General features: G+C 55.2%; 9 protein-coding genes. 8 read left to right on the top strand and 1 reads right to left on the bottom strand.

All coding sequences use genetic code 11. The features are described 5' to 3' along the window. Positions 1 to 393: 393 nt before the first annotated feature. The gene (locus GX466_03640) at positions 394 to 3,501 is read right to left on the bottom strand and encodes an N-6 DNA methylase (GenBank protein NLH93296.1); all 3,108 of its coding nucleotides are present in this window, start codon (positions 3,499 to 3,501) and stop codon (positions 394 to 396) included. A gap of 421 nt (positions 3,502 to 3,922) precedes the next feature. Here GX466_03640 and GX466_03635 point away from each other — a divergent pair, with 421 nt between their 5' ends. The 8 genes from GX466_03635 to GX466_03600 are packed head-to-tail and all read left to right on the top strand — an operon-like array spanning position 3,923 to position 14,273. Beyond that, positions 3,923 to 4,372 (top strand): protein MraZ, encoded by a 450-nt coding sequence (locus tag GX466_03635; GenBank protein NLH93295.1) that lies wholly within the window; start codon positions 3,923 to 3,925, stop codon positions 4,370 to 4,372. After that, positions 4,369 to 5,310 carry a 16S rRNA (cytosine(1402)-N(4))-methyltransferase RsmH gene (rsmH, locus tag GX466_03630; GenBank protein NLH93294.1) on the top strand — a complete coding sequence of 314 codons (942 nt, stop codon included), beginning with the start codon at positions 4,369 to 4,371 and terminating at the stop codon, positions 5,308 to 5,310. The genes GX466_03635 and rsmH overlap by 4 nt, the downstream gene beginning before the upstream one ends. Next, the gene (locus GX466_03625; GenBank protein ID NLH93293.1) at positions 5,307 to 5,657 is read left to right on the top strand and encodes a hypothetical protein; all 351 of its coding nucleotides are present in this window, start codon (positions 5,307 to 5,309) and stop codon (positions 5,655 to 5,657) included. Before rsmH ends, GX466_03625 begins: the two co-directional genes overlap by 4 nt. Positions 5,658 to 5,663: 6 nt before the next feature. Next, the gene (locus GX466_03620) at positions 5,664 to 7,838 is read left to right on the top strand and encodes a PASTA domain-containing protein (GenBank protein NLH93292.1); all 2,175 of its coding nucleotides are present in this window, start codon (positions 5,664 to 5,666) and stop codon (positions 7,836 to 7,838) included. Beyond that, on the top strand, positions 7,835 to 10,678 hold the full coding sequence (locus GX466_03615) for a UDP-N-acetylmuramoyl-L-alanyl-D-glutamate--2,6-diaminopimelate ligase (protein NLH93291.1): 2,844 nt from the start codon (positions 7,835 to 7,837) through the stop codon (positions 10,676 to 10,678). The genes GX466_03620 and GX466_03615 overlap by 4 nt, the downstream gene beginning before the upstream one ends. Then, positions 10,678 to 11,778, top strand: coding sequence for a phospho-N-acetylmuramoyl-pentapeptide-transferase (locus tag GX466_03610; GenBank protein ID NLH93290.1), 1,101 nt, complete (start codon positions 10,678 to 10,680; stop codon positions 11,776 to 11,778). The genes GX466_03615 and GX466_03610 overlap by 1 nt, the downstream gene beginning before the upstream one ends. 13 nt (positions 11,779 to 11,791) lie before the next feature. Next, complete coding sequence (gene murD / locus GX466_03605; protein ID NLH93289.1) at positions 11,792 to 13,147, top strand: UDP-N-acetylmuramoyl-L-alanine--D-glutamate ligase; 1,356 nt, start codon at positions 11,792 to 11,794, stop codon at positions 13,145 to 13,147. Then, positions 13,134 to 14,273 carry an FtsW/RodA/SpoVE family cell cycle protein gene (locus tag GX466_03600; GenBank protein NLH93288.1) on the top strand — a complete coding sequence of 380 codons (1,140 nt, stop codon included), beginning with the start codon at positions 13,134 to 13,136 and terminating at the stop codon, positions 14,271 to 14,273. The genes murD and GX466_03600 overlap by 14 nt, the downstream gene beginning before the upstream one ends. Positions 14,274 to 14,325 lie beyond the last annotated feature (52 nt).

Here is a 14,325-nt window from a genome sequence, read left to right as displayed (position 1 = left end):
TGGATATATGTAAGTCTATTGTCCCGGATGCTGCATCTGCCCTCTGCGGGGGGTCGCTAAGAAGGGAACTTGGGAATTTGGGAATTTGACCTGGGAAAGGTTCTGAATTGCAGTGTTTCGGTCCTGGTTCTGGCATGATCCCCCTGTCGTGACAGAGTCAATACTTCATCCCGGACTTAAATCCGGGATCAAGAAAAAGACCTGGATGCCGGCCTGTTTCTCCCGACTTTTCGCAAGCCCGGTATAGGGAAAATCCGTCCAGATTCTGTGAATTGTGCTCGAAAACGAGGGAAACGGGCTGGAAAGAGGGCAAAATGTGTGGATAACTGCCACGAGTGCATTCTGAAAAGTCGGTTGCCTGGAATTACGCAAAGGTCTTTATAAAACCATATCCTACTTTGCCGCAGGCAAGATCGAAACAATGACCCTGTCAATATCGCCCCGCATTTGAATGGTAAGCGCTAAGGCCGTGGCCATCCGGCAATAGTGGATGGGGTTGGCGAGGTTTTTGCCCTTGCGGTCTTTGAGGTATTTATGCAGCACCTGATAGCCGCCAATGTGATAGTTCCAAAGCTCCGGGGTGATGCCCTCGAAGTGCTTGTCCGGGTTGATCTGCACGATACTCTTGTCCTCATACTTGATGAATTCTACCAAATCATTAGAACCGCTACCTTGATACTTTGCTATGGGAGTGTTCAAGCGCGGACTCTTCAGAAGATGAATGTCAGCAAGCTCTTTACCATATCCTGCAAGCAGGCCGAACAACTCGTAATCATCTGTAAACGGTATGCGGGGGAAATCCATCCGGAGATACTGCGCAAAACGCTGGCGGTATCGATTGCTGTGCAGGACGGCATAGACATAATAAAATAGCTGCTCCGGCCGGAACTGGGGCCACTGCCTGCTGAACTGCCCCAAAAGCCCGGAAGCGATGTTGTATTCCCGCTCGTCACTGGCGAAGATGTCTTCTTTTTGCTCGTCCGGGTAGATGTAGAGGGGGATTATCAAGCCACCACCCCGATAGAAGAGATTGAAATCTGTAATGCACTGAGAGATGGATACAAGGTTCCAAGGTTGGTTGTCTCCTACTGCAAGACCTTGTCTGCCAATAACAATCCCCACATTCTCTTCCAGCATATGCCTCATGACCTCGTTGCGGGGCCTGCAGTGATAGCCTCTGCTTTTGCCCGTGTAGTATGTATAGCGGGTGTCAAAGGGACGGTAGAGGATGGGGACTATGTTGCTGTCACTCAAGCCGCTATCCTTGAGGTCTTTCTGGGCAAGCTCGACCTTCCAGTCCCGGGCATCTTTGCCAAGTTGATAGGCTACTCTTGCTGTTTCCGGGTCCAGCGATGCGAAATGGTGGACGGTCTTGCGAACCTGGTTTGGAGTATCCTGGATTGTGAGTCCGTCTCTGGCTGTGACTATGCCCACACTGTTGAGCGGAAAGATTTCCGGCAGGCTATGCCACTGGAGGTAATGCTCGTTTCCGGCGGCTTCCGGGCGGAAGAGGTAGAAGGGTGAACCAGGGCTTAGTTCCTGATAATCCCCGGTCTGGAACTGCTTGCTGTCCAGCCAGTCATACTTGGACTGGCGTAGCCCGAACAGCTCGTGGTGGAACACTCTTGTTCCTTTGCTATCAACACCTTTCACCATCAGGATGATGGCGGTGCCCTGCCGGATGTCAAAGACGTTCTCATCCTTGCCGCCATCCGGGCAGGTTTCCTTTTTCAGGCTGTTGCCATGCAGGTCGAGCACATAGATTTCATCGAAGGTGCGCATCAGGCTCTGGCGCATGCCGCGGAAGGTGGGGTTGTCCAGATAGCCGTGATTGGTGATCATGCCCACGATGCCCTTGCCCGCCTTGTGTATTTTCCATTGGGCAAAGCGCAGGAACTTCACATAATCATCCTGCAGCCATTTGGGATTCTTTTCGTTCAGGGGCATGCCGTCAACTGTGTAATAACTCTGCGCGCCGTCCAAGTCCGTCTTCAACAGCTTTTCCGTCCAGTCGTTGTTGTTTTCGCTGGCTCCGCTATAGGGCGGGTTTCCCATGATCACCAGGATCGGGTCCTCATGCTTGACCTTGTTTGCCAGGGCGCATTCCTCGCTGATGTCGTGGGCAATGGGCAGTTCGGTTTGCTGGGGAGTGTCCGGCTCCAGGGTGTTGGAAAGATAGAGCTTGAAGCGTTCATCTTCGCTCAGTTCATAGCCATGTTCCGCCAGCAGGTAGCTGATCTTGAGGTGTCCCACGGTGTAGGGCGCCATCATCAGTTCAATGGCGTGGAAGTGGGGCAGGATGTGGTGTTTGATCAGCTTATGGACACTACCGCTGCCATAATTGCCTTTGTGCTCTTCTATGGCCACTTTGATAGCTTCCGCTGGAAAGGTGAGGGTGCCGGCTGCGGGATCGAGAATGGTGACATCCTCTGAGGCAAGTCCATCATCTTTACCAAAGTGACTCTTCAAGAGGCTGTGGATACTGCGCACGATATAGCGCACCACAGGCTCCGGGGTGTAATAGACTCCCCGTTTCTCTCTCAGTTTGGGGTCGTATTCGCTGAGGAAGGTCTCATAGAAGTGCACGATGGGGTCTCTGCCCTTGCCTTCGGTGTAAAAGCGGTGCAGTATCTTTTGGATATCCGTGTTGAAGAGGATATCCGCGATGTCATCGATCAGGACTGCCAGGGCTTGGGGCGGCTCTTCCAGGGAGATGAACCTGAAGATGCTTTTGAGGATGCCAAGGGTGTTCGGGATGTATTTGTAGATCAGTTCCCGGTTGAAATCTTCCCCGCTGCGGGTTCTGGCGACAAAGATGCCGTAGGTGAGGGTTTGCGCGTAGAGATCGGCAAACTGCTCTATGGTCAGGTTGTTGATCAGCAGCTTTTTGAATGATTCATAGAATTTTAGCAGCACCTTTCTGCCCTGGGTCTTCTCCTCCTCTGCCAGTTCGATGGTGATGATCTCGTCCCGCAGGAAGCGGGTGCGTTTTGCCAGCGCATTAGCCAGGCTCTTGGGATCTGTGATGGCAGGCAGGGAAAAGGAGAAATAGCGGTCGAGAAGGGTGTCGAAATCTTCTATGTTTATGAGGGGCGGTTTTTTTTGGGAATGGATGGCTTCGAGCGGATCGGCGATGGTTACGCCACAAACGAATTTTCCATATTGAAACAGCCAAAACTCGTAGAAATTGGTGAGGATGAGATTGTCGAAAGTATCCCTGTAACGCTTCAACTGTTCGCTTTTGGAGATGGATTCGAGCTGGCTGACCTCCGGTTTTTTGGCCTCAATGTAGCCCGTGATGCGGGTTTTCCCGTCCCACACGCGAAAATCGGGATTCCCAGCTTCGGTGGCCTTGGGGAGAATGCTTACCTCACTGCGCCTGAAACCGTTGGCTTGGGCGTAGCTTTCCAGCATTTCCTTCACGCAGTGGTAGAAGGATTCTTCCCTGGCATCGCCGCGGTTGATAACTTTCTGCAGTTCGCTCAGATATCTGGTCAGTATTTGTTTCAACAGCTCTCCTCTTGATAAGGGCATATTTACTTGGAAAGCACTCTTTGGGGGGAGGTAAATTTAGTCAATTACTTTTTGGATCAGGGCAGGGGTTGGTGGTATTGGCGTCTGACATTTCAGTCTCTGCCTCCGCCAGAGAATATCCGATTCTCCATTCCGGCCAGAGCTTTGTCCGGCTCTCAGCCAGCCTGTTTCTCCCGACTTTCCGCAGACAAAAACGCCCTCGCGCGCGGTGTAAGGATAAAAAAATTCAAAAAAGCGCAGATTCTGCTTGACAAGAAAACGCGATGTCATATAAGCGGCACAGGATGTCAAAAAAAGTCATACAGTGTCAGAGAGAATCAAACAAGATGTTGCTGCAAGTCAAATCAAGAGCGGTTTAGCGGCTAAAGAGAGAGAAAAGGAAACTTAGATGTCAGGACCATTCAACGGTTATTGGGAAAACGCGGTTCACAACCAACGGGTGATCATCCCAGCCCTGTTCAAGCGCAGATTCAGCGAAGAATCCCAGCGCACGGTGGTGATCACGGCCGGTTTCGACAATTCCATCGCCCTCTATCCATTGGACAATTGGTATTCCACGCTGGCAGAGCTGGCGGAAGGAAACGAAATGGAGCAGGATTTCCGCTCGATGCTGATCCGCTGCGCCGTGGCGGAAGCGGAACTGGAAGGCCCCGGCCGGGTGAGGCTGCCGGAACGCGAACTGCGCAAAGCGGGCATCAGCGACCGCTGCGTGGTGAAAGGCGACCACCACCTCATCTCTCTGTGGAATCCTGAACGCTTCTACACCGACCTTGAAAACTACGAGGCGGAAATCCGCAGCAGATTCGACGCCAAACTCTGGCACAAAGGCAGAAAATGAATACTTACCACACCCCCGTGATGCTGGCTGAATGCGTTGCCTGGCTGCAACCGCGGACCGGCGGGGTGTATGTGGACGCCACTTTGGGCGGCGGCGGGCACACTTTGGGAATGCTGAAAGCGGCGAAAGGGATAATGGTTTACGGTTTTGACCAGGACGCCGACGCGCTGGCGGAGGCGAAGGAACGGCTGAGCGAATACGGAGATAGCTGCGAACTGATCGGCACGAATTTTTCCAGGCTGCGCACGGAACTCGCCCTGCGCAAAGTGAAAAGCATCGACGGCGCGCTTTTTGACCTGGGCGTGTCGTCACACCAACTGGATGAGCAGTCACGCGGCTTCAGCTTCGACGGCGACGCGCCTTTGGACATGCGCATGGACCGGGGGCAGGCCTACACCGCCGCCGACGCCGTGAACACGCTCACGCAGGCCGAACTGACCAGGATTTTCAAAGAATACGGCGAAGAGCTGAATGCAGGAAGGATCGCGGCGAAAATTGTGAAGGAACGCGTGAAGCAGCCTCTGCAAACAACAGCCGACCTGGCCCGCGTTGTCGAAAGCGTGGCGGGCAAGGGCAGCAAGGAATCGCTGAAGAGCAAAGCGCGCATATTCCAGGCTTTGCGCATCCACGTGAACCGCGAACTCGACGTGCTGGCCCCGGCTTTGCAAGACGCCATCGACCTGCTCGCCCCGGGCGGCAGGATTGTCGTGCTCAGCTACCATTCGCTGGAAGACAGGATAGTAAAGAACATTTTCAAAACCGCCGCCGACGGCTGCGTCTGCCCTCCCAAGGCGATGAGCTGCAACTGCGGCAAACACAAACAGCTGGCCCTGCTGAACAAAAAGCCGCTTGTGCCCAGCGATGAAGAGACCGATTCAAACAGCCGCTCCCGCAGCGTGAAACTGCGCGCGGCGGAAAAAATCATGGGGGAAAAATGAGAGCCAAATTTGTGATTTTGATCTTGATAGCCGTCGTGGCCGTATTTGCCAATTTTTGGAACGCCAACCAGATGGTGCGCGCCACACAGAAACTGGCGCGGAAGGAAACCAAGCTCGCGGCGGAAAAGAACATCAACACCGAACTCAGGGTGGAAAGCGACGACCTGCGCAGCGGCAGACAATTCGCCGAGCTGATGAGCGCTGACGCCAGCGGACAGCCGGTTCAGGCCGGAAAGATCATCTACGTTCACGAACCCGCGGATAAACAAAGCCGGGAAAGCTATTGCATCATTGACCTCTTCGCTTCCAAAGCGCAGGCGAAGGAAGTTCAGATCCTGCTGGACTAGTTGGCGATGCGTTCCCGCTACAAACTGCTGGCGGTATGTTTTGGCCTGCTGACCCTCCTGTGGGTGGGCTACCTCTTCGCGCTGCAGATATTCGACCCCTTCAAGCTTGACCAACAGCGCCTTACGCGCTATACCCCCCATAAAGAGATCATCATCCCCACGCGGGGCTCCATTTACGACGCCAACGGCAATCTGCTGGTGAGTTCCATCAGCTATTACCAACTGGATATAGACCGCAAAGCGGTCAAGCTTTGGGCAGATGAGAAAAAGCTTGAACTAAGCGAAGCTTACCGATTGATAAGCGAGGCGATAGGCAGCAACTGCAGCATGAAGCCCGACGAAGTGATGCGGCGGCTGACGATGAACGAAAAGCTGACCCCCATCCAAATCACCAACAAGGTGCGCGAGATGGAGCTGGAAAAAGTCGTTAAAGCCTTTGAAACCGACAATCTGCCGGGGCTCAACCACAGCTTCGCCTCGATGAAGCGCATCTATTCGCGCAACATACTGGCAGCAAGGCTGTTGGGTAGCGTTCGCGCCGTCTCGGAAGGCTTCGACGCCGAAACGGGTAACCGCTCGCTCTACAAATTAAGCGGAATCTGCGGAATCGAATCCAGCTACGACGAATACCTGGCCGGAGAATACGGCTGGCGGGAAGTGGTTTACGATGCCAAACACCGGCGCATGCCATATCCGAATTTGCACGAAAAGGTTTCCCGCGACGGCTATAACCTGCACCTCACCATCGACGCCAATATCCAGGAAGTGGTGGAGAACGCGCTCTATGAAGGCCTCGAGAAATACAAGGCCAAAAACGGCGGCGCGATCGTCATGGACCCCCACACGGGCCGCATCCTGGCGATGGCTGGCGTTTCCGCCGAAGACAGATACATCGACCCGGGGCTGGTGAGGGTTAAATCCAATATACCGGTGAGCTTCATGTTCGAGCCGGGCTCCACGATGAAGCCGCTCACGATGCTGGTGGCGCTCGACAAGCACGTCGTGAGCCACAAAGACCTCTTCCCCAGCGGCTCCATCACCATCCGCGGCCGCACCATCTCTGACACCCACAGCTACGGCATGATCCGCCCCGTGGACATCATCTGCAAATCCAGCAACGTGGGCATCGCGCTGATCGGCGACAAAATCGGCGCCAAAACGCTTTACGAGAAATTCATCGCCCTCGGTTACGGGCAGAAAACGGGGCTGGACCTGAGCGGCGAAAGCAGCGGAATGTTTGCCAAACTGAAGAACTGGGACGGCTACACGCTGCACTCGGTATCCTTTGGGCAGGCCATTTCCGTGACCGCCATCCAGCACGCGACGGCCTTTTGCGCTGTTGCCAACGGCGGCAGGATGGTGAAGCCCTATCTGCTGGAATCCGTTACCGACAACAACGGCAGGATAATCGAACAATTCGAGCCGCAGGTGCTGCGCCAGGTGGCGGGGAAAGCCGCCGCGGACACGGTTCGCTACTACATGCAAACGGTGGTTGACCGCGGCACGGCGCGCCACATCAAGATGGATTACATCACCATGGGCGGAAAGACAGGCACCGCGCAGAAAGCGGCTGAAGGCGGCGGAGGCTATGCCGGAGGCAAATACAACGCCGTCTTCGTGGGCATGTTCCCCGTGGAAGCGCCCAAAATGGTGATGATAGTTTTCTACGACGAGCCCGCCATCGGCTACCATTACGGCAGCACAAGCGCCGCGCCCACTTTCAAGCAGATCGTGGAAGACATCCTTTTCATGCCGAACTGCAACATCCTGGCCTTCGACGAGCGGGTGATGCAAAGCTCCAAACGCATGCCCGACCTGCGCGGAAAGCATATCAGCCAGGCGGAAGCCCTCCTCACCCAATTTGGCTTTTCCTATAATATAGTAGGGGCGGATTCAGCCTCCGTGGTGATCGATCAGTTCCCCAAGCCGAACGTCGCCATCGATCCGGGGCATCCCATAACCGTGAAGATAGGCCGCAAAGCCGGCGAGGCTGCTGAAACCTCCGTCCGCGGCAGCATGCCCGACCTCAGGGGCCTCACCCTGCGCAAAGCGATGCAGGTTGCTGCCCGCGTAAAGGTTGCGCTACGCGTCCGCGGCTCTGGAATCGTGCGCGCGCAATCTATCCAACCCGGTTCACGCGTCACCAATAACACAGTTTGCACACTCGAGGCCTCAATATGAGGCTGAGCGAGGTTTTACAGCTCTTAAAGCAGCACGATCTGCTGCTGCAAAGCCGGGCCCTCGAAGGCATTGACAGCCTGTCCGGCGCGGTGCGCGTGGACAACAGGGAAATCAAAGCGGGCGACATCTTTGTCTGCATCAAAGGTCAGTTCGCCGATGGACACCGCTTCATCCCTGACGCCCGAGCCAGAGGGGCCTCCCTCATCGTTTGCGAAGACGAATTCACGGACGCCCTGCCGGCCATCCGCGTGAGTGATTCGCGCAAGGCGACAGCGTTGCTGGCAAAACTTTTTTACAACGACCCCAGCTCTTCCTTCCGCCTCGTTGGAGTGACGGGAACCAACGGCAAGACAACCACATCCATGCTGCTATTTAAAGCGGCGCGTGAACTCGGCATCAGCGCCGGCTGGATCGGAACGCTGGGCTATTACATCAATGACAACCACTACGAAACGCGGCACACAACGCCCGACATCCTGCAGCTCAACGGCATTTTTGCGCAGATGGCGGAGCAGGGGCTGAAGCTTGTTTTCATGGAGGTAAGCTCCCACGCGCTGGCTCTGGACCGCGTTTTCGGCATCGAATTTGACTATTGCCTCTTCACCAACCTTAGCCGCGAACACCTGGACTTCCATCACAACATGGAGGAATATGGCAAAACCAAGCTGAAGCTGTTCGCGGGAACGCTCAGTGGCAAAGCTGTGGGCCTGATCAACACCGATGACAGCTTTGGCAAACGCATTTACGGTGAACTGAAGGCGGAAGGTGCCTACGTGTTCAGCCTCGGCAGTGAAAACGCAGACTTCGTGATTCGCGGCGACGGCAGCCACAACGATTGGGAACAGAGCCGCTTCACGCTGCAATGCAGGGAGGGAATGGTGAACATCCGCTCGCGCCTGATCGGCAAATTCAACGTTGCCAACCTCGCCATGAGCGCCGCGACGCTTAATTTGATGGGCTTTGAGGCGCGACAGATAGAGCAGGCGCTGAACTATGTTCCGCCCGTGCGGGGACGCTTTGAACGGGTCGCAAACAAGCACGGCATCGGCGTTTTCGTTGATTACGCGCATACGCCCGACGCCCTGGAGAATGTGCTCCGCGCCAGCCGTGACCTGCGCCACGAACGCGTTCTCTGCCTCCTCGGCGCTGGCGGCGAACGTGACCACGGCAAGCGTCCGCTGATGCTGAAAGCCGCTCTGCAATTCGCCGACGCCGTCATCATCACCGACGACAACCCCCGCGGCGAAGACCCCGATGCGATCGTCCGCGAAATCGTTACTGGCACGGACATGTGGCTGCCCTGGTGGATTATCCGCGACCGCCGTGAAGCCATTCACGCCATTTTGCGCCTGGCCCGGCCCGGCGACGTCGTTTTGATTTGCGGAAAGGGACACGAGACCTATCAGGAGATAGAGGGCGTGCGGCATCCCTTCGACGATGCCAAAATCGCCGCGGAATTCATGGATTCGGAAACTTTCGGCAAGCAGGCGGAGGACGAACTCAGCCTGCCCGTCGACCGCCTCATGCTGGAACTGCTCTGCGCCGCGAAACCCTCCGAAAACGAAGGCTACAAAGCGCCCTCCTCCTATCACAGGGTTTCCACCGACAGCCGCACCATCAAGCCGGGATCGGTATTCTTTGCCCTGCGCGGGCCAAATTTCGACGGAAACGCCTATCTGGGCGAAATCCTGCGCGACACCAGCAACCTCGGCGTGGGCAGCATCGGCACCAACGGCTGGGACAACTACCTGCGCGCGGAAGAGCCTGTGAACGCAATGGCCATGCTTTGCCGCAAGTATCTGTTGATGTTTTCCGTTTATAAGATAGCGTTGACCGGCAGCACCGGTAAAAGCAGCACCAAAGAGTTTCTGGCAGCCGTTTTCAGCGCCGCCGCGCCAACGCTGAAGACCTTGGCCAATGCCAATAACCTCATAGGCCTTTGCCAGACCATCCTCAATATCCGCCCGAACCAGCGCTATGCCATCTTCGAGCTCGGCACCAACGCCTTCGGCGAAATTGCCGCCCTCAGCGACATCTGCGCTCCAGACGCCGGCATCATTATCAACATCGGCCCTTCGCACCTGGAAAAGCTCATCGACGAGGGGGGCGTCTATCGCGAGAAAACAGCGCTCTTCAACCGTCCTCTGGACATCCGGCTCTTCGATGCCGACGATCCCCGTTTCGAGGCTTATTCTAAACAGGGAAAAGGCGTTGGCCTCTCTGATAAGGCGGATTTCCGCCTCAGCGAGGTGCTTTGCGACGCTCAGGCCTGTCGCTTCAAAGTGAATGGCGAAGCCTACACGATCGCCCATCCCATGCCGCACATGGCCAAAAACGCCGCATTCGCCATCGCCATGGGCAGATGCTGCGGACTATCGGAGGCAACGATCAAAACGGCTTTGGCGGCCCCCGTCAGGCTGGAAATGCGTTTGCAGCGCGAAGACCTTCCCCGCCTGCTGCTTTTGGCGGATTGCTACAACGCAAACCCCGTCTCAATGCGAAGCGCCATAGAATATTGGCATGATATTGAACCAGCACGTCCTCACATAGCCATTTTGGGCGACATGCTGGAACTCGGTCCTGCCGCGGCTGATTATCACGACATGATCGGCGCCATCCTCTGTGACAAGGGCTACGACGCTCTTTATACCGTGGGAGAGCAAGCGCCGCGCTATCATCGGCAGGATTCTCACCTCCAGAACAGGCATTTCAGCAGGGTTGAAGAACTGCTGGAAAGCGGCGTGCTGGCTGGCATTCCCGCGGGAGCTGTGGTGCTGGTGAAAGCCTCGCATTCCATCCACCTCGAAAAACTGCTGCCCCAACTGAGAGGAGAAAGCTAATGCTTTACCATCTGCTCTACCCCCTTTCCCGTTACAGCATTGTATTCAACGTGATGCGCTATATCACCTTCCGTTCCCTCGGCGCTTTCGTTACCGCGCTGCTTTTCACCCTTTTGGCAGGGCCTTCTTTCATCCGATTGCTGAAACGCAAGGCTGCGGTGGAAACCATTGACGCTGACGTTCCCGAAAAGCACCGCGCCAAGGCCGGAACGCCAACGATGGGCGGACTGCTCATCATCTTTGGCCTGCTGATCGCCTCGCTGCTTTGGAACGATCTCACGAACCGCTCCATCATCATGATGTTTCTCACCACGCTGTGGTTGGGCGTATTCGGCTTTCTGGACGATTATCTGAAAAACTTCCTCAAGCTGAAGAAGGGGCTGGTGCCGAAATACAAGCTGTGGGGGCAGGTAAGCGTGGGATTGCTGCTAACCCTTGCCATCTATTACGGCGGCACCGGCGGTGAGGTCACCAATCTCCAGATACCTTTTTTCAAAAACCTCATCATCCCCCTGGGCTGGACTTTCATACCGCTGATGGTTTTCTACATCACGGGCATCTCCAACGCCGTGAACCTCACCGACGGCCTCGATGGCCTCTCAGCGGGCGTGATGATCTTTTCCGCGGTTGGATTGGGCATCATGAGCTATCTGAAGGGAAACTTCAATTCAGCCGCCTATCTGCATCTTGAATTCATACCAACCGCGGGAGAGCTGACGGTCTTCATTGCGGGACTTATCGGCACCCTGATCGGTTTCCTCTGGTTCAATTCCCATCCGGCGGAAGTTTTCATGGGCGACACCGGATCGCTCACATTGGGTGGCATCCTGGCTGTTATCTCCATCCTGCTGAAAGAGCAGATCTATTTTGTCATCATTGGCTTCCTCTTCATATCCGAAACCCTGTCCGTAATCATTCAGCGCACGTGGTTCAAGCATACCAAACGCAGATACGGAGAAGGCAGAAGGGTGTTCCTCTGCGCGCCTATCCACCACCATTTCGAGATGAAGGGCTTGCACGAATCCAAAATCGTGACCCGCTTCTGGATCGTGGCCATCCTCTTGCTGGCGTTGGGGCTCAGCACCATTAAGCTGCGCTAAGGAGAGGTGATAAATGTTTGACGCTTCCCGTAAATACGCAATTCTCGGCTTGGCCCGCAGCGGCATCGCGGCGGCATACAAGATCAGGGAATTGGGCGGAACCGCCTTTCTGAGCGACGCCCAGCCAATTGAGAAGATCAGCGGCGCGGACACCATCGCCAGCGATTTCGACTGCGAATTTGGCGGCCATAGCGACCGCCTCTTCCAATGCGACACATGGATCGTAAGCCCCGGCATACCTTTGAATCTGCCCATCATCGCCAAAGCGCGCGCCAAGGGAATAGAACTCATCAGCGAGATCGAACTCGGTTTCCGCGTCAAGAGTAGTGACAGCAAGGTGGTCGCTGTTAGCGGTTCCAACGGCAAGAGCACCACTGTTTCGCTCATCCACCACATCCTCAAAAACATGGGCTACAACAGCATTCTGGCAGGAAACATCGGCTCCGCTTTCTGCTGCTGGCCCATTGAAAAGCCGGGTATTGATTTCATCGTGCTCGAGGTAAGCAGCTTCCAGCTTGACCTGATCGATAGCTTTCGCCCCGACGTGGCGGTACTTTTGAACATCACGCCCGACCACCTTGACCGCTATGCTTCTTTTGCCGACTACGCCGCCTCAAAAATCCGCTTGTTCACAAATCAGACTCAGACGGACACCGCCGTTATCTGTCTGGATTCGGAACCCGTCGTGGAGCGCCAGCACCTGATCAAATCGCGCCTGCTGCGCTATTCGCTAACGAAAAGCCTGCCCGACTGCGAAGCCTGGCTGAACCGCGACGCTATCCAGATCAGCCTCCGCCACAAACTGCCCATAAACGAACTAAAGATACGCGGCCCCCACAACCATGCCAACGCTATGGCGGCGCTTCTAACCGTGGATGCTCTTACTCACGACCTCTCCCTTGCCATCGAGTCTGCCAAAAGCTTTGAGCCTCTCAGCCACCGCCTCGAGTTTGTTGCCATCATCAACGGAATTTCCTTCTACAACGATTCCAAGGCCACGAACACCGACTCGGTCAGATCAGCCCTCACTTCGTTCGACCAGCCAATCCGTGTGATCATGGGCGGTTCAGACAAGGGTGAGGATTTTTCCGTTCTCACCGAGTTGCTGAAGCAGCGCGCCCGCAAGGTTTACTTAACCGGCGGAACCATGGCAAAAATGCGTGCCGCCTGGAAAGGCAAGCTCGAACTCGACTGCGTGGATGATTTTGAGACCTGCGTTCGTGCAGCGTTTGCCGATTCAGTCCCAGGTGATATCGTTGTCCTCTCCCCCGCGTGTGCCAGCTTTGACCATTTCCGCAACTACGAACACCGCGGCGAGAATTTCAAGGAGATCGTGCACAGGATCAGGAGCGAATATGAAAAAGAATAGGAACACATCCTACATTGTCTCCATCGACAAGACCATTCTAGGCTGCTACCTTGCGCTGCTTGTGATCGGCCTTTTGGTGATGCTGGACATCTCTTCAGTGCAAAGCTCAATGGTTAATTTCTATCGCCACGCCATCTTTGTGCTTATTTCCATATTCGCTGCTATCATTACCCTCTATTTCGTGAAAGTGGACAAACTGCGCCCCCTCAACCGCTGGCTGGTCTATCTGATCATAGGCCTGTTGATGCTGGTCATCTTCACCGGCACGAAAACAAAAGGCGCCGAGCGCTGGTTGATGTTAGGCCCCGTGGGCATTCAACCCAGCACGCTGGCGCGATTGGTGCTGATCCTCTATTTTGCCGGCTATCTGGATACCAAGCAGGACAAGATCAACCTCGCCAATGTGAAGGAACTTGTTATAGAGTTCATCCCGTTGATACTGTACACAACGGTGATTTTCATACTCATCTTCCTTGGCAAGCACCTCAGCACCCTTATCATCTGCGGCGCCACCCTTTTGGGCATGCTCGTCTACGCGGGCTTGCGCAAACGTTTCGTTCTGGGAGTGCTGATGCTGGGCATGATAGCCGGAACCGTGGTCATCACTAAAGGAGATTCCTTCCGCTTCGACCGCATCAACACCTACAAAGTTTATTCGCTACTTATCCCCAACCGCCCCGAGCCGAGCAATTCGCCCGAGGAATATCAGGTGAGGGAAAGCCTCACCGCTCTCACCAGCGGAGGCTTTTTGGGCACAGGCATGGCCCACGGCCGCGCCAAACACTATTTCCTGCCCGAAGCCCGCACCGACTATATCTACACCATCATCGGCGAGGAATTCGGCTTCCTCAGCGCCGCCTTGGTGTTATTGCTGCACGCTTTACTCTTTTTCCGCATCATCAAACTGTCGGAAACACAGGAAAACCGATATCATAAATACCTGATGGCAGGCCTCGGCATGAATATCTTTCTCAACGCCCTCATCAATACAGGCGTGAGTATGTCCATCATCCCCGCCACCGGCAACACGTTGCCCTTCGTTAGTTACGGCGGAACAGCCCTGCTCGTGGATTCTATCTCGATCGGGCTGGTGCTCAATCTCACTGCAAAACGGAGACAGATGTGATATCCCTCCTGCGTCGCTCCTGTCCTTTCAAGTGGACCAGCTTTGGATCGGT

The organism is Candidatus Cloacimonadota bacterium, assembly GCA_012516855.1.
Lineage (GTDB): Bacteria > Cloacimonadota > Cloacimonadia > Cloacimonadales > Cloacimonadaceae > Syntrophosphaera.
Note: the sequence above shows the minus strand (reverse complement) of the source record. Positions and strands in the feature narration are given on the sequence as shown.